18 protein-coding genes are annotated in these 20,937 nt (G+C 47.1%); 10 read left to right on the forward strand and 8 right to left on the reverse strand.

All coding sequences use genetic code 11. From position 1 onward, the window contains the following. Positions 1-29 precede the first annotated feature (29 nt). On the forward strand, positions 30-1,943 hold the full coding sequence (acs, locus tag ACO1NU_RS12745) for an acetate--CoA ligase (protein ID WP_448818872.1): 1,914 nt from the start codon (positions 30-32) through the stop codon (positions 1,941-1,943). Between the two features lie 61 nt (positions 1,944-2,004). Further along, a complete protein-coding gene (locus tag ACO1NU_RS12750; protein WP_448818873.1) occupies positions 2,005-2,190 on the forward strand; it encodes a CsbD family protein in 186 nt (61 codons plus the stop codon). Between the two features lie 47 nt (positions 2,191-2,237). Here the strand turns inward: ACO1NU_RS12750 and ACO1NU_RS12755 are convergent, their stop codons facing one another. Continuing rightward, the gene (locus ACO1NU_RS12755) at positions 2,238-2,726 is read right to left on the reverse strand and encodes a hypothetical protein (RefSeq protein ID WP_448818874.1); all 489 of its coding nucleotides are present in this window, start codon (positions 2,724-2,726) and stop codon (positions 2,238-2,240) included. A gap of 265 nt (positions 2,727-2,991) precedes the next feature. Between ACO1NU_RS12755 and ACO1NU_RS12760 the strand changes: the two genes are divergently transcribed. After that, complete coding sequence (locus ACO1NU_RS12760; RefSeq protein ID WP_448818875.1) at positions 2,992-3,483, forward strand: D-glycero-alpha-D-manno-heptose-1,7-bisphosphate 7-phosphatase; 492 nt, start codon at positions 2,992-2,994, stop codon at positions 3,481-3,483. Between the two features lie 153 nt (positions 3,484-3,636). Here ACO1NU_RS12760 and clpB read toward each other — a convergent pair whose 3' ends face one another. From clpB to pyrE, 3 genes are all read right to left on the reverse strand, one after another. Beyond that, positions 3,637-6,258, reverse strand: coding sequence for an ATP-dependent chaperone ClpB (gene clpB / locus ACO1NU_RS12765; RefSeq protein ID WP_448818876.1), 2,622 nt, complete (start codon positions 6,256-6,258; stop codon positions 3,637-3,639). Between the two features lie 184 nt (positions 6,259-6,442). Then, positions 6,443-6,841 (reverse strand): SRPBCC family protein, encoded by a 399-nt coding sequence (locus ACO1NU_RS12770; RefSeq protein ID WP_448818877.1) that lies wholly within the window; start codon positions 6,839-6,841, stop codon positions 6,443-6,445. Between the two features lie 5 nt (positions 6,842-6,846). Continuing rightward, a complete protein-coding gene (pyrE, locus tag ACO1NU_RS12775; RefSeq protein ID WP_448818878.1) occupies positions 6,847-7,506 on the reverse strand; it encodes an orotate phosphoribosyltransferase in 660 nt (219 codons plus the stop codon). Between the two features lie 7 nt (positions 7,507-7,513). Between pyrE and ACO1NU_RS12780 the strand changes: the two genes are divergently transcribed. Further along, positions 7,514-8,116 (forward strand): NUDIX hydrolase, encoded by a 603-nt coding sequence (locus ACO1NU_RS12780; protein ID WP_448818879.1) that lies wholly within the window; start codon positions 7,514-7,516, stop codon positions 8,114-8,116. Here ACO1NU_RS12780 and coaD read toward each other — a convergent pair. Genes coaD through ACO1NU_RS12795 form a run of 3 tightly spaced genes read right to left on the reverse strand, consistent with a single transcriptional unit; the run spans position 8,111 to position 9,963 of the window. Continuing rightward, a complete protein-coding gene (gene coaD / locus ACO1NU_RS12785) occupies positions 8,111-8,572 on the reverse strand; it encodes a pantetheine-phosphate adenylyltransferase (RefSeq protein ID WP_448818880.1) in 462 nt (153 codons plus the stop codon). The genes ACO1NU_RS12780 and coaD overlap by 6 nt on opposite strands. Positions 8,573-8,590: 18 nt before the next feature. After that, on the reverse strand, positions 8,591-9,136 hold the full coding sequence (locus tag ACO1NU_RS12790) for an RsmD family RNA methyltransferase (protein WP_448818881.1): 546 nt from the start codon (positions 9,134-9,136) through the stop codon (positions 8,591-8,593). Then, a complete protein-coding gene (locus ACO1NU_RS12795) occupies positions 9,127-9,963 on the reverse strand; it encodes a DUF3822 family protein (RefSeq protein ID WP_448818882.1) in 837 nt (278 codons plus the stop codon). Before ACO1NU_RS12795 ends, ACO1NU_RS12790 begins: the two co-directional genes overlap by 10 nt. A 52-nt stretch (positions 9,964-10,015) precedes the next feature. Here ACO1NU_RS12795 and ACO1NU_RS12800 point away from each other — a divergent pair, with 52 nt between their 5' ends. The 4 genes from ACO1NU_RS12800 to ACO1NU_RS12815 all read left to right on the forward strand — a co-directional run bounded on the left by ACO1NU_RS12800 (position 10,016) and on the right by ACO1NU_RS12815 (position 14,857). After that, the gene (locus ACO1NU_RS12800) at positions 10,016-11,419 is read left to right on the forward strand and encodes an ATP-dependent DNA helicase (protein ID WP_448818883.1); all 1,404 of its coding nucleotides are present in this window, start codon (positions 10,016-10,018) and stop codon (positions 11,417-11,419) included. Positions 11,420-11,538: 119 nt separating this feature from the next. After that, entirely contained in the window at positions 11,539-12,342 is an 804-nt protein-coding gene (locus ACO1NU_RS12805) for a metallophosphoesterase family protein (protein ID WP_448818884.1), read from the forward strand. Continuing rightward, positions 12,332-12,937: a hypothetical protein gene (locus ACO1NU_RS12810; RefSeq protein ID WP_448818885.1), complete on the forward strand. Its 606-nt coding sequence runs from the start codon at positions 12,332-12,334 to the stop codon at positions 12,935-12,937. The genes ACO1NU_RS12805 and ACO1NU_RS12810 overlap by 11 nt, the downstream gene beginning before the upstream one ends. Positions 12,938-12,991: 54 nt before the next feature. Then, positions 12,992-14,857, forward strand: coding sequence for an LTA synthase family protein (locus ACO1NU_RS12815; protein WP_448818886.1), 1,866 nt, complete (start codon positions 12,992-12,994; stop codon positions 14,855-14,857). Between the two features lie 3 nt (positions 14,858-14,860). On the opposite strand, the gene ACO1NU_RS12820 is transcribed toward ACO1NU_RS12815, so the two are convergent. Next, positions 14,861-15,697, reverse strand: coding sequence for a CvfB family protein (locus tag ACO1NU_RS12820; RefSeq protein ID WP_448818887.1), 837 nt, complete (start codon positions 15,695-15,697; stop codon positions 14,861-14,863). A 564-nt stretch (positions 15,698-16,261) separates the two neighbouring features. Here ACO1NU_RS12820 and ACO1NU_RS12825 point away from each other — a divergent pair. Both ACO1NU_RS12825 and ACO1NU_RS12830 read left to right on the forward strand, forming a co-directional pair. Beyond that, on the forward strand, positions 16,262-18,628 hold the full coding sequence (locus tag ACO1NU_RS12825; protein WP_448818888.1) for an outer membrane beta-barrel protein: 2,367 nt from the start codon (positions 16,262-16,264) through the stop codon (positions 18,626-18,628). A 335-nt stretch (positions 18,629-18,963) separates the two neighbouring features. Next, entirely contained in the window at positions 18,964-20,592 is a 1,629-nt protein-coding gene (locus tag ACO1NU_RS12830; RefSeq protein WP_448818889.1) for an amidohydrolase, read from the forward strand. The last annotated feature ends 345 nt before the right edge of the window (positions 20,593-20,937 follow it).

Raw genomic sequence — 20,937 nt, forward strand, 5'->3', positions numbered from 1 at the left:
TTAAACATTCATACAGATACCAATTTATAATGAGAGAACTAAAGATTTCTTCTTTTGAGAATTACAAGGAAGTTTATGACTACAGTGTAAAACAACCGGAAGAGTTCTGGGCGGAAATCGCCGAGAACTTCCAATGGCGGAAGAAATGGGACAATGTCGTCAACTGGAACTTCCGCGACCCGGAGATTAAATGGTTTGAAGGAGCAAAACTGAACATTACAGAAAACTGCCTCGACAGGCACCTGGAGCATAACGGCGATAAAGCTGCGATCATCTGGGAGCCCAACGACCCAGAAGAAGCACACCGAATTCTGACTTACAGGCAGTTGCATGACAAGGTTTGTCAATTCGCCAATGTGTTGAAAAACAATGGTGTAAAGAAAGGCGACCGCGTTTGCATTTACCTGCCCATGGTCCCGGAACTCGCCATAGCCACACTGGCCTGTGCACGTGTCGGTGCAGTACACTCCGTCATTTTCGGAGGCTTTTCCGCACAGTCAATAGCAGACCGTATCAACGATGCAGCTTGTTCTGTCGTCATTACTGCTGATGGGGGCTTCAGAGGTGCCAAAGACATACCGCTGAAAGAAGTGATAGATGATGCCCTGGTTCAATGCCGGAGCGTTTCCCGCGTCATCGTACTGACCCGCAGCCGCACCGCCGTCTCCATGATCAAAGGACGCGATGTTTGGTGGGAAGATGAGATAAAGAAAGTGGAGACACAGGGAAATCCCGAATGTCCTGCTGAAGAGATGGACGCCGAAGATGTGCTCTTCATTCTCTATACCTCCGGATCTACCGGAAAGCCTAAAGGCATTGTACACACCTGCGGTGGCTACATGGTCTACGCCGGCTATACATTCGCCAACGTGTTCCAGTACCAGCCCGAGGAGATCTACTTCTGTACCGCCGATATCGGCTGGATCACTGGCCATACCTACATTGTGTACGGCCCCTTAAGTCAGGGAGCTACCTCGCTGCTGTTCGAAGGTGTTCCTACCTGGCCTGGTCCCGACCGCTTCTGGAACATCGTAGACGAGTACAAAGTGAACATCCTCTACACGGCACCAACGGCAATCCGGTCACTCATGAGCTTTGGCGATGAGGTGCTCAACGGTAAAGATCTGAGTTCCATTACCAAGCTCGGATCCGTAGGTGAGCCCATCAATGAAGAAGCGTGGCATTGGTTCGATGAGAAAATCGGGAAGGGAGAGGCGCCAATTGCAGACACCTGGTGGCAAACAGAAACCGGTGGAATCATGATCAGTCCCATCGCAGGTATTACCCCAACAAAGCCCGGTTATGCAACACTGCCACTTCCCGGTATCCAGCCATGCCTGGTCGACGAAAACGGAGCGGAAATCTTCGGTAACGGCGTGAGTGGAAACCTCTGCATCAAATATCCATGGCCCGGAATGCTACGTACTACCTATGGAGATCACGAACGCTGCAGGCAAACGTATTTTTCTGCCTATCCAAATATGTACTTTACCGGAGATGGCTGCCTGAGAGATCAGGACGGCTACTACAAGATTACCGGTCGGGTAGATGACGTGCTCAATGTCTCCGGTCACCGTATTGGTACCGCTGAAGTCGAGAATGCCATCAACATGCACGCTGATGTGGTGGAAAGTGCTGTTGTGGGATATCCTCATGCCATTAAGGGCCAGGGTATCTACGCCTACGTGATCCTGGGGAACTCCACGCATAACGACAGGGAGCTGGTCAGCAAAGACATCCTGAAAACAGTTACCCGTCTTATCGGCGCCATCGCAAAGCCGGATAAGATTCAGTTTGTATCCGGACTACCTAAAACGCGTTCAGGGAAGATTATGAGAAGGATCCTTCGCAAGATCGCTGAAGGCGAAACGGGTAACCTGGGCGATACCAGTACCCTGCTTGATCCGGCAGTGGTCGAAGATATCAGACAGGGAGCTCTCTAGAATATGAAAGAACAATTCCTCATTCCGCCTGTTGTACTGATATCTATTAAAAACATATATCATGGACAAGCTAGAATTAAAAGGAAAGTGGAACGAAATAAAAGGAAAAGTTAAACAGGCATATGGCGATCTGACCGACGATGATCTTACGTATCAGGAAGGTCAGGAAGACGAGTTGTATGGACGACTTCAATCCAAAACAGGAAAAACCAGAGACGAAGTAGTCGATTGGTTGAGAGGCCTGTAGGTATTAAAAGAAAAGGCGGTTTGTTTATAAGCCGCCTTTTCTTTGTCTTATTGTTTTAATTCTGTTGGTATCAGCTTAATGAATTTTGATGAGTCAGACTCAAAATAGCTGTTCATCGAAACTTTTCCGTCTTCCGTCTTCATCGCCATTTCGCCGCTTACCGCAATCTTGTCGCCTACCTTCAATCCGGCAATCGCGTCCTTTATTGCCCCGTCCTGAGGAACCAGCAAGGCAAACCTGACGCCATAGATAGTCGAATCGCCAGCTGCGGCACTTTTTAAATCCAGTTTGTCTGCTCCGACGCCCTCTACATGGAAGGTCCAGTTCTTGAAGGTTAGTGCATGATCCCGAACGTACTTGTTCAGGTTTGTAATAACCCTGTTCTTCAGGATTTCCTTATTCTGAAAAATATTAACAGTGTCCTGCGTTTCCTTCAGCCGCACCAAAAATTGTTTCTGCGAAGGGTCCGCCTGCTGCTCGCATGACATGAAAGTCAAGAGGATGGCCATGAAGCCAAGGTGTAAGGTTCTTTTCATAATGTTCGGTTTATCAAACAAATCAATAGAAAAGTAGAGTGATAGTCAAGCGTTTAAACACCTATCAATGCCCTGTTTTGAAGGGAACCGCACGGTCCTCGTTAAAAAACACCCTTTAAACCCCCTTACTACGCAAATAAAGATTGATTATAAATTAAAAATATTTTGCCTGTGCATAAGGCGGGATGCAAGCGCATTCGTCAGCAGGGTCACCAATAGCAAATCTTATTGGGGCAAAATAGAAAGGAATCGTAGTTTTGGGGCAATGGAAAAAAATAAGGCTGTCTTTCTTGATCGCGACGGCGTACTAAATAGAGAATTAGGTGATTATGTATGCAAACTGGAAGACTTTCATGTTCTTGAACATAACTTCGAACCACTCAGGGCCTTGCAAGACAGGGGATACTTACTCATCGTGATTACCAATCAGGGTGGAACTGCCAAAGGCTGGTACTCTGAAGAGACGCTTGGGCAGATGCATGACCACCTCCGCGCTACTTATGAAGCTCAAGGCATACACCTCACCGAGATCTATTACTGCAGGCACCACCCCGATTATAATGGCCGCTGCCTCTGCAGAAAGCCGGGATCCCTGATGCTCGAAAAAGGTGTTGCCCGGTTTAATATCGATGCTTCTAAATCTTATTTCATCGGCGATCGCGAACGTGATGTCATCGCCGGGGAAGCAGCCGGATTAACTGGTATTCTGATTGATTCCGATCAGCCTATCAGCGAAGTGCTCCATCTGATCAACTAAAATAAAAAGGCTATCATCAGGCGTCTGCTCCATATCTTTAGAAATATGAAAGCTTCCACCCCATGATAGCCTCTGTATAAACTCGGCCTTCAAACTATGGTCTACTCAAAGGACGGGTCCTTCAGTACCCCAGGTTGAGTTCAGCTCCTTGCCTTAATTTGCGGGACTATGTTCCTCCAGTGAAGCCTTGTTCAGAAAAACAAACTTTTGATCAAACACATCTAAAACAATGTGGCTGTCCTTGTCAATTTTGCCTGCCAGGATCTCTTTCGATAACTCATTCAAAATGCGCTTCTGAATAACCCTCTTCAGCGGACGGGCCCCAAACTGCGGGTCATAACCCAACTGTGCCAGCCAGTCGAGCGCGTCTTCAGAGGCTTCAATCTCAACACCCATCTCTGCAAGCGTCTGCTGAACATGCCTGAATTGCAGCGTCACAATATCGCGCAGCTCACTTCTGTCAAGCGGAGTAAACATGATCAGCTCATCGATCCTGTTAAGGAATTCCGGACGGATCGTCTGTTTTAATAGCTCAAAAATCTGGTTCTTGGTCTTCGCCACAATCTCGTCCCTGTTCGTATCGATCAGTGTGCTGAAGTTCTCCTGGATCAAATGAGAGCCAATGTTGGAGGTCATGATGATGATTGTATTCTTAAAGTTCACCACGCGTCCCTTGTTATCGGTTAAACGCCCGTCGTCCAGTACCTGAAGCAGAATATTGAACACGTCCGGGTGTGCCTTTTCAATCTCATCCAGCAGGATTACGCTATAAGGTTTGCGTCTTACCGCTTCGGTCAGCTGACCACCTTCATCGTAACCCACATATCCTGGAGGCGCACCGATCAGTCTCGACACGGCATGTCTTTCCTGATACTCACTCATATCGATACGTACCATAGACGACTCATCATTGAACAGGAACTCAGCAAGCGCCTTCGCCAGTTCAGTCTTACCGACCCCGGTAGTACCCAGGAAGATAAATGAACCGATCGGCTTACGCTTATCCTGCAAGCCCGCACGTGAGCGGCGGATCGCATCTGATATTGCTTCAATGGCCTCGTTCTGTCCCGCCACACGCTTATGCAGTTCTTCCTCCAGATGCAGCAGCTTCACACGTTCACTCTGGATCATTTTCGCCACAGGGATACCGGTCCAGCGCGAAACAACGCCTGCTATATCCTCAGATGTCACTTCTTCCTTCAGCATACGGCTATCAGTCTGCTTCTCAGCCAGCTCCGTCTTCAGGCTTTCCACCTTATCCTGAGCTTCCTTGATCTTACCGTAGCGGATCTCTGCCACGCGTCCATAGTCGCCGGCCCTCTCTGCCTGTTCGGCCTCCAGTTTATAGTTCTCAATCTGCTCAACAAGGCTGTTGATGCCGTCTACCAGATCTTTTTCGCCCTGCCATGCTGCCCTGAGGGAATCACGATCAGCAGAGAGGTTCGCAATCTCCTCACTCAGCTCCTGCACCTTCTTCTCATCATTTTCCCGCTTGATCGCTTCGCGCTCAATCTCCAGCTGCATAATGCGCCGCTCCAGCTCATCCACAGCCTCTGGCACGGAGTCCATCTCCAGACGAAGTTTAGATGCTGCCTCGTCCATCAGGTCAATGGCCTTGTCCGGTAAGAAACGGTCTGATATATAGCGTTGCGAAAGCTCAACGGCCGCAATGATCGCCTCATCCTTAATCCGCACCTTGTGGTGGGTTTCATAACGTTCCTTTAGCCCACGAAGTATTGATATAGCATCCTGTGTATCTGGTTCATCCACAGTTACCTTCTGGAAACGACGTTCCAGAGCCTTGTCTTTCTCGATATATTTCTGATATTCGTTCAGCGTGGTCGCACCGATCGCACGCAGCTCACCACGGGCAAGAGCAGGTTTCAGGATGTTCGCCGCATCCATCGCACCTTCTCCACCGCCGGCACCAACCAGCGTGTGAATCTCGTCGATGAACATCACGATCTCACCGTCGCTTTGTGTCACTTCCTTGATCACCGCCTTCAAACGCTCTTCAAATTCTCCCTTGTACTTCGCACCTGCTACCAGGGCTCCCATGTCCAGGGAAAAGACGGTTTTCGACTTCAGGTTCTCAGGTACGTCGCCCTTGATGATCCGGAAGGCGATTCCTTCGGCAATCGCGGTCTTACCCACACCCGGCTCACCAATCAGAATAGGGTTGTTCTTCGTACGGCGGGATAGGATCTGGATCACGCGTCTGATCTCTTCATCACGACCGATTACAGGGTCAAGCTTGCCCGACTCCGCATATTCATTCAGGTTGCGGGCATATTTATTCAGCGCGTTATATGTCGCTTCCGCATTCTGGTCCGTCACCTTGCTGTCTCCCCGCAGGTCTACAATCGCTTTCTTGAGATCCTTTTCAGTAACTCCCGAATCCTTAAGGATAGAGCTCACTTTGCCGGAAGTGGTCAGGATTCCCAGCAGGATATGCTCAACAGATATAAATTCATCCTTGAACTCTTTCAGGTAAGACTGCGCCTTCTGCAAAGCGGAGTTCGTATCTGATGATAAGTAGATATTGCTTCCGCTAACTTTTGGATAGCTCTTGATCTCTGCATCCAGTATGCTGTTCAGGCGGTTGACGTTGACGTTTAATTTCTTCAGCAGGAAATGAACAACGTTTTCGTCCACCAACAACAAACCCTTCAGCAGGTGTGCATTTTCAATGGCCTGCTGCTGGTTCCCAACAGCGATCTCAGAAGCTTTCTGTACTGCTTCCTGGGCCTTTATGGTATAGTTGTTAAAGTTCATATTGCTTCCTTTTTGAGGTTCTATACACAAAAAAAAAGCCAGAACCTAAATGGTTCCGGCGATATGAAATTTTGTCTTCTTAAATTATTTCTGCCTGACTAAAAGTCTATTTGCTAAATACTTATATGAAGATTTGTCTGTTATACAGAATTCCCGAAAGGGAATTCACAGCCCTGGGGAGCGCTTACGACAAAGCCTTCTTCAATGCAGTTACCTCGTGCTCAGTGAGTTTCTTAAGAGGGCCGCTGGCCATCATCTTCATCATCATGTTGAGTTCTGCAGATACGGTAAGCACTACCTCCGTGGTATTGTCGCCCATATCGGCTACCAGCCATCTCATCTCCACATGGAAGGGAACCTGAGAACCTGGCACGATGATCACGCTCGTATTGGCAATCCTATTGGAGATCTTTAGCGCCAGCTTGGCCATATTCTGGATGGAGAAACTTGCTTCATCCGTACTGGAGCGCCATTCTGAGATCATCTCAGGCATCAGCTGCTCATGATTATTAAAGTCGGCCAGGAAAGTATATACTTCTTCTACAGGCTTATTGATATTTTCTTTACTTTCAAATACTGTCATAGGTGTTAAGATAAATCAGATGCAGACTCACTCCATTCAACTGGATTGTCTCTCCATCTTCTTAACAGTTCAACATCCTCTTTTGTTATAAAACGATGTTCCGATGCATAGTCGATCAAAGCATTATAATTGGACAGCGTAGAAAAACGGCATTTCGCATTCTTGAAGTTTTCAGTAGCTTCAGGTAATCCATAGCTGAATATGGCTACAATTCCGGCTACATCTGCACCTGCGGCACGCAAGGCTTCAACAGCCTGAATGCTGCTTTTTCCGGTAGAGATTAGATCTTCAACAAGTACCACACGCTGACCTTCATGTACTTCACCCTCGATGAGGCTTCCTGTACCGTGGTCTTTCGCTTTTGAGCGTACGTAGGCAAATGGCAGTCCCAGATCCTGTGCAACAAGCGCACCCTGTGGAATACCGGCAGTAGCAACTCCGCAAATAACGCCTACAGATCCGAACTCTTCCTGAATCAACGCAGAAAGGTTTTGACGGATGTAAGTTCTAATCGCTGGATATGAAAGTGTTATACGATTATCACAGTAAATAGGTGATTTTAATCCAGAAGCCCAGGTAAATGGTTTGGTAGGTTGAAGTTTTATTGCTTTTATTTGTAACAAAAATTCGGCAACTTTCTGCTCAATCTCACTTTTGTTGATCATGACACAAATGTATAGAATTTATATTAACGAAACAGCTTTAATCATCTCGGAATTTGTCCCGAAAGGACTTGATAATTTTCAAAATATTGATCATCAATCGTTTGTATTTCGTGATTTTTATAAACAAGCCAAGAAGAGCGGACCCGAAACTCACCTCATTTTGGTCCCCGATGCCCGCGATTACTTCAGGAAGTTACGTAAGCCTTACCAGGTCATCAAAGCGGCCGGAGGCGTCGTAAACACACCTGATCAGGAGTATCTCTTCATTTTCCGAAAGGGAAAGTGGGACCTCCCTAAAGGCAAACTGGACGAAGGTGAAAAGACAAAACATGCCGCAGTTCGCGAAGTAGAAGAGGAGTGTGGCATTAAAGTAGGCCGGCTCCTTGACAAGCTCACCAACACCTGGCATGTGTATGAAGAACGTGGACAGGTCATCTTCAAAAAGACAAGTTGGTTCACCATGGAAGCTAAAAAGCAGAAGCTGATCCCGCAGTTGGAGGAGGATATTACAGATGCCCGCTGGATGTCAGAAGCCGAATTTGCCCTCATTCGTGGAAATACGTATCCAACGATCAATAATATTCTCGAACTGCTTACCGTAAAATTATAGGAAACGCAGCGCCTCTTTGGGCACGAACTTGCTGATGTCGCCGTGATGTCTCAGGATGTCACGCACGATAGTGGAACTGATGGACGAATAACCCGGATTGCTGAGGATGAAAATGCTCTCAATGCTGGGTTCCAGTTCATGGTTCATCTGTGCAATGGCTTTCTCATATTCAAAGTCGGATACGGTACGAATACCTCTCAGCATATATAAGGCACCAACCTCCTTGCAGAAGTTGATCGTCAGTCCCTCGTATGAGGTGACCTCGATTTTCGCCTCGTCCGCGAAGACGGCTTCCATCATCTGAATGCGGGTCTCGGGACTAAGAAATGAGTTTTTGGTGCTATTCTTTCCAATCCCGATAACCACCTTGTCAAACAGTGAAACTGATCTTTTGATGATATCGACGTGGGCAATTGTAATCGGGTCGAAGGATCCGGGGAAAAGGGCTATCTTCATGCGCAATACAGAGTATGTTTATTCCGATTCTTTTAGTTCAAAAAAGCTAAACGATGAATATCCATACTTTCGCTGTTCAACAAAGTTAGGATGATCATCCAGTCGTTTCATCGTGTGGTGTTCCACAATGAGTACACCTCCGGGATTCAGTAGCTCCCGCTCAAAGACAAGCTGAGGGATAAGCGGAATCTCGGGTATATCGTAAGGAGGGTCGGCAAATATCAGGTCATACTTATCTGTTTCCTCACGTAGGTATCGGATCACGTCGCCCCGCTGTGGTTTGATGGCCTCGAGGGAATATTGCTTCACAACCGACATCAGGAAATTATAGCATCCCCGGTCCAGATCTACGGACACAATATCCTGCGCTCCCCGCGAAGCAAACTCCACTGACACACTACCCGTTCCGCTGAAGAGATCCAGCACCTTCAGCTCTTCCAGGTCATACTGATTATGCAAGATGTTAAACAAGGCCTCCTTAGCCATATCCTTTGTTGGTCGTACGGGTAACCCGGGCGGCGGATTCAGGCGCAGGCCCTTTAGCTTTCCACTGATTATTCGCATAAGCTCATACTAAGTAATGAAAAGAATTGGTGGGATGGCAACAACTTAAATGAATCAGGATGCTTCACCAGCGCGGTACTGTCGCTAAAACGGATATGCTGAAAATAACGTGCAATCCTTCTGTATAATTCGCTGTACTTCTCAATCTCGCCCGCCAGCAGCACGGGTGTGTCCGGCTGAAGCTCGAACTGCTGTTTCACCAGCAGCAGGTAGTAGTTAAAGTCATCGGCATTCTCAAAAGAGAAAATATTGTAAAAAACGAACTCGCCGTTTGCTACGACTACCATCTCGAAGGTTCCCGAATTAAACTGGATGATGACCTTCATGCCCTCAGTAGCCGCTCCATTAAGGGCGCTTTCAATAAGAGCTTCGGATTGAGAGTAAATCACCGCATCAGGAAACATCTTCTTCAAAGGGGATATAACCGCATCTTCTACAGCGCTAATCGCATGAACCTTGCCCTCCAGCATGCTGTTGGTCAACGTACTGCTTGGTTTTGTGCTCTGAACAAAGTTCTTAAAGCTGGATGATGAGCTTTCTGCATACAACTCTGCAGGAATAAAAACAAAATTGAACGTTTCAGAACTAACCTTTACCCGGCCGAAACGCTGGTTCAGGTAGGCATTCTGAGCCCCCAGTCCTGCTAAAGTATCTTCCATCGGAGCAGAAAGAACCGCATCATAAATAACATACAGCTCGTTCGTCTGTATATTCCTGATGGCGTATGAAAGTTTATGTTTGTTATGCTTGATGAGCAACTCACACAAACCTGCCTGTTCTGGCAGGTAGGTTTTATCTTTCAGATGAAGGGTTCCGACATTGTTCATTACGACAAAACTAACTGTTTTTTAGAAGGAATTTGCATTTTTGCATCTCAATATGAAGGTAAGTGATCTGCTGAACCAAAACTTTGGCCTCAATCCAACCAGTCAGCAGCTGGAAGTTTTCCAGAAGCTGGAGCGGTTTCTGAACTCCGAAGATCCCAGAGCATGCTTTGTTATGCGGGGCTACGCCGGAACGGGTAAAACCACAATCATCGGATCCTTGGTGAGGATCTTTCCGCGCCTGAAGCTCAAATCCTCTCTGATGGCCCCCACAGGGCGCGCAGCGAAGGTTATCAGCAACTATTCGGGCCGCAAGGCTTTCACCATCCATAAGAAAATCTACCGGAAGAAGAATGCTGCTACGCTGGAAATGGACTTCGTGCTCGGTCATAATATAGCCGAGGATACGATCTTTATAGTCGACGAGTCGTCCATGATCTCCAACGAGGAGGGTGGCTTCGGCAAGCACGGTCTGCTTCAGGACCTTATCTCTTATGTCTACCAGGGGAAGAACTGCAAGCTTATGCTGGTGGGCGACACCGCCCAGCTACCGCCGGTGGGCTCTGACGCAAGTCCCGCGCTTGACCCCGCACTACTCAGAGATGCGTTTGGCCTCCACGTGCATTATCATGAAATGACCGATGTCGTCAGGCAGCAGAAGCTCTCCGGTATCCTCTATAATGCCACCAATCTGCGGGAGCTGATCCGGACCGGAAAGGCTGAGTTTCCACGACTCAAAGTCGGCGGCTATCCCGATATCTATCAAATGACAGGGGAGAAGCTCTCGGAGGGTCTTCACTATGCCTACAGCAAGTTCGGTATGGATAATACCCTGGTGGTATGCCGGTCAAACCGCAACGCCAATAATTACAACCAGCAGATCCGCAACCGGATCCTCTCACGGGAGGATGAGTTGACCGGGGGCGACTATCTCATGGTGGTGCGCAACAACTACTTCTGGCTCGAAAAAGAAGAGTCTGCAAATGCCTTCATCGCCAACGGCGACATTGCCAGGGTACGTAAGGTTCGCAATATTCAGGAACTCTATGGTTTCCGCTTCGCGGATGTGGTGCTTGATTTTATAGATTATCCCGATGAAGAACCACTGAACTGCAAAATCTTGCTCGATACAATTTATGCAGACGGCCCCGGACTAAGCCGCGAGGATAGCCGCCGTTTCTATGAAGAGGTGATGAAAGATTACGCCGATATCCGGGATAAGAACAAACGGATGGAGGAACTCAAAAAGAATCCTTATTACAATGCTCTTCATGTAAAATTTTCTTATGCGGTAACCTGTCATAAAGCACAGGGTGGGCAGTGGGATGCGGTCTTTGTCGATCAGGGTTATATGACCGACGAAATGATGAACACCGACTTCCTTCGCTGGCTCTATACTGCCCTTACCCGTGCCGTTAAAGAGCTCTACCTGGTGAACTTCAGCGAGAAGTTTTTCTGAACAGAACGCGACTAAGCAAAACCGGAACCCATTCGTGACGTTACCACAAGAGTCATAGAAATCTCTTATTTGACCTTTTGACTTTGGAAGTCAAATATAAAGTCCAGATTTGCGTCATTATGTTCAGAAGACTTACGTTCGTTGCTATTCTAGGCCTTGTTCTGCTCCAGGCTTGCAGCAGCATAGAATACAGCCCCAATCAATCTTCCGATTCGAAAAGTCCGCGCGATATCAACAAGAAGAGTCTGGAAAAGCTGGCGCAGACACCTGGCGACGATACCATTCGTTTCGTACTCACAGGAGACAGTCAGCGGGAGTATAAGTACGCTGAAAAACTCGTTAAAACAGTAAATGAAATTCCCGGAGTAGATTTCGTACTCCTCGCTGGAGATATTTCAGACTTCGGACTCTTACAGGAGATGGAATGGGTGCACAGTATTTTCTCGAAGCTCCAAATGCCATACATAGGTGTGATCGGTAATCATGATCTTGTAGCGAATGGTGAAGATGCCTATAAAAGGATGTTCGGGCCCCTGAACTTCAGTTTTGTGTATCAGGGCGTGAAGTTTATCTGCCACAATACCAACAGTCGCGAAGACAAATTCAGCGGTAATGTCCCTGATCTGCCCTGGCTGGCACAGGAGCTGATGCCGCAGGACGACGTTTATGCCTATATTCCCGTCGGGCATGTTCCTCCCGATGGTATGGATTTCGATCCAAGGCTTGTTGAGGGATACACGCGCATGATCAATGCTTCGCCGAATACCCTGGCTGCTCTTTATTCGCATACACACTCCCATGATATCTATTACTTCTATGGTGATCCTATTCCGTATCTGATCACAGATGCCATCGAGAATCGTCAGTTTATGCTGATCGAAATCATAAATGGTAAACTTAACTACAAGAACATTGAATATTAAATACCTCATTGGCGCTCTTTTTACGGGACTTCTGCTTGCGCGTGCCAATACGGCAGCCGCACAGTTTCACAAGGAATTGATCCCCAGTTCTGCACTGACGCAATATGCCGGGAGTATTGGTTTTATGAGTATCGGAGCCGGCTACGAGCTCTTTAAGAATGACAGAGGATCACTCGACATCATGTATGGCTATGTTCCGCGTAGTAGGGGTGGGCGCCTGCATATCACAACTGTCAAATTTGCCTATCGGCCCTTCGAGGTGAAACTGAACGACTGGGCTAAGCTGTATCCTGTGAATCCGGGTGCTTTTATCAGTTATCACTTCGGACCAAAGTTTGACTTCCAATGGGATAAGGACACTTATGAGGATGGCTATTACTGGTGGTCCACGGCTCTGCGCCCGCATATCTCCGTTGGCACAGAAGTGAAGATCGATACCCGCAAAATAGCCCCCTCTTTGAATATCAAATCGATGAGTGTGTATTCTGAGTTTAATACCAATGAACTCTATTTGGTGAGCTATTATCAGAACGCCGGAACCTTATCTGTTACAGATATTTTCAAGCTGGGCTTTGGTATACGGGTAGCTTTTTAAACCTGTATTCTGTTTAGATCAGCTATATTTGCTTTCCAAACTTTGCAGATCTTCATGTTTCGTAACCTCACTGTCTTACTGCGCTATTTTACCTTCTGGATTATCTTCTTTTTTCTGGAAAGAGCAGTCTTTGTATTGTATAATACAGACACGCTCAATGAGGTGCCGATCTCTGAAATCATGCAAACCTTCCTTTATGGACTCTGGATGGACGCTTCTATGGCGGGCTACATCTGTTCCCTTCCGCTGGTGGTTTATGTTGTTTTGTGGCTGGTTCCCCGTTTGTCTATCCCCCGGAAGCTAATCAAAGTTTACAGTTATCTGCTGATTATTCTGTTTTCAATACTGACAATCATCAATTTCAATATTTACCGGGAGTGGGGCACCAAACTGAACTACCGGGTGTTCGAATTTGCTTTTGGCTCACCAGCCGAAGCCATGGCCAGCACGGCCTCTTCACCGATCTTTCTGACGCTGCTCATTCTCGCAGCGCTCATCGGCGCCTCGGTCTTTCTGTTTCGCCTGATCGTCCGCTTTGAAATAATCAGACGCGGCAGCTTCTTCATCAAGCTTCCCCTGGCTCTTTTCTTAATGGGACTCAACTTTCTGGCTATCCGCGGTGGCTGGCAGCTATCGCCGATGAACGAGAGCATGGCCTACTTTTCCCTGAAGCCCATCCTCAACTATGCGGCCGTTAATACCGAATGGAGCCTCATCCACGACATGATGAATGCGGGCGAAAAGAACAAGAATGTCTACGCCTTCTTTCGTCCCGAAGAAGCGAAGGCTATCGTCAAGGAACTGTACACGCCACCCGCCGGAGAAAATACCCGGATACTGCAGACAGACAAACCCAATATCGTGCTCATTATCATGGAGAGTCATACAGGGAATGTGGTGGAGAGCCTTGGAGGAGAGAAGGGTGTCAGTCCCGAGATGGAGAAGCTGATCAGCGAAGGACTTTTCTTTGATCAGGTGTATTCATCCGGTAGCCGTACCGACAAAGGTGTTGTTTCCGTGTTAAGTGCATTCCCTGCACAGGGCAAGCGCAGTATTATGAAAGAGAACGGCAAGCAGGTAAAGATCCCTGCATTATCGGCCACCTTTGGAGCTCAGGGCTATTCCACATCTTTTTATTATGGAGGTGAAAGCCGCTTCTTTAACATGAAGTCTTACCTGTTGAGCCATAATTATCAGGAGATCATCGACAGGAAGGACTTCGATAGCAAAGATCTGAGTTCCAAGTGGGGAGCTTTTGACGGAGCCGTATACCGAAAGATGCTTGAGCAGCTCGGCCAGAAGCGTTCGCCTTTTTTCAGTACGTTCCTTACCCTGACCAATCACGAGCCATTTGACATACCAGGTAAGGCACATTTTCCAGGTGATGATGTGCAGAACAAGTTCAGGAGTACTGCATTTTATGCAGATTCATGCCTCGGCGCATTCATCCGTGAAGCGAAAACAAAGAGCTGGTATAAAAACACGCTGTTCATCATGGTTGCCGACCATGGCCACTATCTCCCTTTTGAAAACCTGGAGATTTCCGATCCTAAACGATACCGCGTTCCGCTGATCTTCTTCGGAGATGTGATCAAACCGGAGTTTCGGGGCACCCGGATCAGCAAAGTGGGTAATCAAACCGATGTTGCATCCACTCTGCTCAGTCAGCTGGATATAGACGCTCGGTCATATCCCTGGAGCCGGGACCTGCTTAATCCTCAAACCCGCGATTTCTCCTTCTTTAACTGGGACCATGGGATCGGGGTGATCGATGCCAAGCAGGCAATCTCCTATGAAACGGTAGGCAAGCAGGTAATTTACAGACGCAATCAAGGGGTTCCTGCCGAAGAAGAACAAAAGCTCCTTCGATATGGCAAGGCCTGCATGCAGGAGGTTTACCAGCAGTTTGTGGATTATTAGATCTTAGTCTTCCTGTACCAGTCTGATCTCATAGTCAGATACCGTGATCAGCCTTTCTTTATACAGGCCGCCGATACTCTTTCTATACGCTTTCTTGCTGATCTTGAAACGTTCGTAGATGTCGCCGGGACTGCTTTTATCTCCAAGCGGAATCACGCCGTTATTTTTCTTCAGTTCTTCAAGCAGCACATCTTTGGTGTCCAGGATATGCCCATAGCCAGTAGGCTGAAGGGTCAGGTCGATCTTACCTTCCACGCGAATCTTCTTGATCCAGCCTTTGCGGATATCGCCGGGCTGTACGTCAGTAAAGACCTCGTTATGGTACAGCAGGCCGATGTAGCGCTCATTGATGATGGCGTTAAAACCCAGGTCTGTTTCTTCCGAAATGAGCAGGCTTACTTCATCACCTTCTTCGAACTCGAAGTTTTTGTCCTCCACAAAATCGGACAGGCGTGACGATGCCAGCATCCGTCCGTTGCTCTCGTCCAGATACACGTAAACGACATAGCTCTCACCCTTTTTCATAGGGCGCTTCTGATCGCGTTTAGGCACATAGACGTCCTTGTCGATTCCCAGGTCTAGATAGGCCCCGTCTTCTGACGCATCCGTTACCTCCAGAAAAGCAAACTCGTTTACACTCGCATACGGCGTCTGGTTGGTCGCGATGATCTTACCTTCCTTGTTCAGAAAAGTGAAAACATTAATCAGGTCGCCCGGTTCAGCAACTTTTGGCGCATGATTGTACGGCATCATTACCTCCGTTTCCCCGTCTGTCAGCAAAATACCCGTGTCTGTCTTCTGTACGATTCTGAGGTAATTAAATTTTCCGATGTCGATCATGCTCTTTGTGTTTTTATGCACCCCTGCTTAAGGGGTCATTCAGAACGCAAAGATAGCTACTTTTTCTTTTTCGCCACTACAGGCTCGGACTTCGCTGCGGAGTTTTTACTCGACTGATACTCTGATTTTTCTTTCTTGGCCTCCATCTTGGGCTCTTTTTTCTTGTCCTTGCTCATCTTTGTATATTTTATGTTTTTCAGGAAAGGTACGTCCGGTTGATGCATTAGGTAATATTCATCCCGTTTGAGTAAATTTAAATATTCGGGCTTGATTAATAATGAGTTGAGAAAAATGTTGGGTATGGAAAATGTAGTATGTGAATCAATCAATCACAGTGGCCATCAAGCTCGGATAGGGTGCCGGATTAAAGAGGTCTGCTTCTTTTATTTATAAGCAGTTTAATAGTTTTTTTATATTATTTTATAATATCTTTAACATTGATATCCGGCTTAAGCCAGTGCCGGTCATTTATTTCGCCTTATCCGATACATGAAGCAAAGTTTTTTGGCCCTTCTGTCGCTTTTTTTTGCATTATCGAGTTTCTCGCAGAATTCAGCACCTAAAATGACCATAAAGGGTGTCGCCATAGACTCCCTTACGAAGCGCCCCGTTATGGACGTTACTCTTTCTCTCCTGTCAGAGGCTCAAAACAACCTTCTAACAATAACAAAGAGCGGCATTTCCGGTGCATTCGAGTTTCCGAAAGTGCCCGTGGAGAACTATATTTTGTCGCTTTCTCTGGTTGGATACAGGCCTGTAAAGATCCGGATATCGAAATCATCAAGGGTAATATCGGGTTTGGTTAATCTGGGGAAGATCAGCATGTCGCCGTTCTCTAATGATTTGAAAGTAGTTACTGTCAGCGGTATCAAGCCCCTGGTTATTCAGCAGGCAGACCGATTGAGTTACGATGTTCAGGCCGATCCGGACAGCAGAGCAAGCAATGCTCTGGACATGCTCAGAAAGGTTCCCCTTTTGTCCGTTGACGGCTCCGACAACATCCGACTCAAAGGAAGCAACAGCTATCGTATGCTCATCAACGGAAAAGCATCTTCCCTGGTGTCAAATAATCCCGCCGACCTGCTGAAGGCTATGCCCGCCGACAATATCGACAAGATAGAAGTAATTACTACGCCACCGGCGAAGTACGATGCTGAAGGTCTTGCCGGTATCATCAATATCATCACGCACCGCAAATTAAGCGAGGGCTATAGTGTCAATCTTACGTCTACCTATAATACGGTAAACGGGCCTTCAGGAAACGTAAATGTAAAGGCCCGCTATGGTCGATTTGGTCTTCAGGGCTACATCGGTACCGCTCAGCCTGTGGAGCAGAGGGTGGCCACAGGATACAGGAACAGTATCGGCGGTGCAGTAGCTTCTGAATTGGTGCAGGATGGAACGATGGTGCATGACCGCGATAATTCCTTCGGTAGTGCTCAGCTTAGTTTTCAGGCAGACAGTCTGAACCTCTTTACAGCGGAGTTGGAATATCATCAGGGCGGTTCCGATCAACAGATTCGTCAGGTATCCAACTACCTGGACAGCCGGCGCTCGCTGAATCAGTCTTATGTGCTGGCGAGTGATATCGGGAACGAGCTTAAAGGAACAGACCTTAGTCTGAATCACGAGCTTTCTTTCAAACGGGCTAAAAGGCAACTGCTTACCTCCTCGTATAAGTACAGTCACTCGAGAGATATCTTCTCCAATACCGCCATCTACCTCAATACTCATAATTATACCTCGCCCGATTACTCGCAACGTAACAGATCCGGGTCCCACGAACATACGGCACAGGTCGATTACCTGCATCCGGTTCGTTCCCTGGAGATAGAACTGGGTGCCAAGGCAATCTTCCGCAGTAACTTCAGTCAGTGGGATGCAGAGAACCTGGACCGTACCGGCGGCACCTTTCAGAGCGATCTGAATCCGGCACAGGACCTTGATTATCAACAGAACATATATAGTTTGTATAATTCCTATCATCTGAGGTGGAAAGACTGGGATGGAAGAGCAGGATTGCGACTGGAAAGGAGCAGCGTGGATGCGGATTTCAGCATCACATCCGATCAGATCAATCAGCGCTATACCAACCTTTTCCCCTCGCTGTCTGTACAGAGAAACCTCAGCACATCCAACAGTGTCAGCCTGGGGTACCAACAGCGAATGGAAAGACCGGGTATTCTCCTGCTGAATCCGTTTGTGGATTATACCAATCCCGGATTTGTACGATCAGGCAATCCGAATCTTGAGGCGGTTCTCAATCATTCAATCGATCTGATCTACAGTAATTACTCCAAAAATCCCTTTACCCTGGGCTTCAGCTATGCGTTTGCCAATAATACGATCGAGCAAATCACGCTGCTAGATAATGACCAGGTATCGAGAACCAGTTACCTGAATGTGGGTAAGCGGAAGGCTGCAAGCCTGATCCTGAATGTCACCCATTCCTTCACTCCCCGCCTGAACACCACTATCGATGCGCAGATTATGCGAATCGCGCTTGACGGCTTTATTGGCGGGCAGGAGTATTCAAATACTGGTTTTCAGGGGCATGTTTTCTCCAATACCCGATACAGGTTTGAGAAAGGATATCGCCTTGGTGTGGATGTCTCTTATGATAGCAGGTATGTGTTGCTGCAGGGCCGCGACAACGATTTTCTTTACTATTCCTTTAATGCGTCAAAAGACTTGTTCGCCGACAAGGCAACGATATCGGTTTCGAGCAGCAATTTCTTTAACAAATACGCCCGTCTCGACTATAGTATCCGTGGTCTTAATTTCAATCAGAGATCTTTCAACGATATCTACTATCGCCGGTTCAATATACGGGTGATCTATAAGTTTGGTAAGCTTAAAGGCGATATTAAGACCAATCAACGCGGCATCCGGAACGATGATCAAAGTACGGGCCGCAGTAATCCTTCTTAATCTATCAGGAATTAAATAGGGAGTAGCTTGACTAGTCCGCTCCATCCTCAGGCTCAACCTCCCTTCGTACACATGCCTTGTTGTGGGCTTTTCTTATCCATCTCTACTAATGCTGTACACAGAAAGCGTGTTGAGTCAGTATCGGATTCAGATTGAATTCTATAGCCTCGCACAATAGAGTTGTTCAACAGCCGGGCACTGCCTTTTGGCTTGCGGGACTTGTACCTGGCACCTTATAAGTATGTCGGCATTGCACCCCTGTGCCGCCAAAGATGAATATCAGATTGGTGGAGAACAGAATTGGAGATTTTATTCCCAGATAGCTATATTTAGATATGAAAGTTCTGATGTTTTTCTGTCTGGCCGTTGTTTTGAGTTCCTGCACATCTTCCAAAGACGCAGATTTGATTGTCTATAATGCCAATGTGTACACTGTTGATGATCAGTTTGCCATCACGGAAGCTTTTGCGGTGAAGGATGGGAAGATCCTGGAATTGGGAACCTCTGAACAGATCAGGAAAGCCTACCGCGGAGCGGAAGAACTAGACGCAGCTGGTAAGGCGGTTTATCCGGGCTTTATCGATGGGCATTCACATTTTCTTTTATACGGAGAGGGGCTGCAGCAGGTTGACCTGACCGGCACAATAAGCTGGAAGGAAGTGCTTGCGAAGCTGACTGTTTTCGCGCAGAAGAACAAGGAAGGCTGGATTATTGGAAACGGCTGGGATCAGAATGATTGGGAAGAAAAGAATTTCCCGACGAATCAGGAATTAAACAAGCTCTTTCCGGAGCGGCCGGTATTTCTTTCGCGGATAGATGGGCATGCTGCCATCGTTAACGATGCCGCGATCAGGGAGGCGGGGCTGAAGCCCGGAACAAGCCTCACCGGGGGTGAAGTAGAAATGCTGAATGGAAAGCTGACTGGTATATTGATTGATAACGCCATCGATCTTGTAGCGAAGAAGATTCCGGCGTCTGGCACCGCACACTATACTAAGGCATTGTTAGATGCTCAACGGAATTGCTTTGCTGTTGGTCTTACCTCTGTAACGGATTGCGGACTGGATCACCAGGCGGTGGACCTTATTGACAGTCTGCAGAAAGCAGGGAATCTAAAAATGAGGATGTATGTGATGCTTTCTGATAGGCCGGCCAATTATGAATATGCCTTTAAAAAAGGTATGTATAAAACCGATGGGTTGAACGTGAGGTCTTTCAAAGTCTTTGCGGACGGTGCGCTTGGTTCACGTGGTGCATGCCTGTTACGTCCCTATGCCGACAAGCACGATCATCGCGGATTTCTCCTGAGTGATAAAAAGCATTTTCGCGAAGTGGCTGAAAACATCTACAGTAAAGGATTTCAAATGTGTACGCACGCCATCGGCGATTCAGCCAATCGCGAGATTCTGAATGTTTATGGTGAGGTGTTGAAAGGTAAGAATGACAAACGCTGGCGGATCGAACATGCGCAGGTGATCTCTCCGGAAGATTTCAGCCGCTTTGCACAGTACTCTGTCATTCCATCGGTACAATCTACCCATGCCACTTCTGATATGTATTGGGCGGGAGACCGCCTCGGTGCGGATCGCCTCAAAGGTGCTTATGCTTATCAGGATCTGTTAAAACAGAATGGTTGGTTGGTCCTGGGTACTGACTTTCCTGTTGAAAAGATAGATCCGCTGAATACATTCTATGCTGCAGTCGTTAGAAAGGATGCGAAAGGTTATCCGACGGCAGGTTTTCAGATCGAGAATGCGCTAAGCAGGGAAGATGCATTGCGCGGAATGACGATTTGGGCTGCCAAAGGTAATTTCGAAGAGTCGGAAAAAGGAAGTCTGGAGCCAGGCAAGTTTGCCGACTTTATTATAATGGATCTTGACCTGATGAAGGTAAAAGCCGAAGAGCTGCTGAAAGGCAGGGTGCTGACAACCTATCTCAATGGGGAGAAAGTTTATCAACGATAGTTCCCGGATCAAGCTACATCCTTCTTTTTTTTCGCGAAACTCTTTCGCTAGCTGACTTCAGCCGAGCTCTTCGGTGTGGAATAATATTCTCGTATATTGCATCCCCTTTCTTAAAAATTAGTTTAAGAAAGCGTTTTGTTGCTTTACTTTTTAAGAAAAAATAAAAATTGATTGAATCTTAGTCTTAATTTTTACTACTTTTAAATAGTTAATATTGAACAGACCACTTGTATTTATGTGTCAATTTTGCTTTTAAAGCGGTGGTTGGTGATTAAATGATAATATATTAACTGTTCTGGTATGGATAATTTAATAAATTGGGGCTTACACTATAAAAAATTTCCG

The sequence above is a fragment of the Arcticibacter sp. genome (assembly GCF_053551015.1).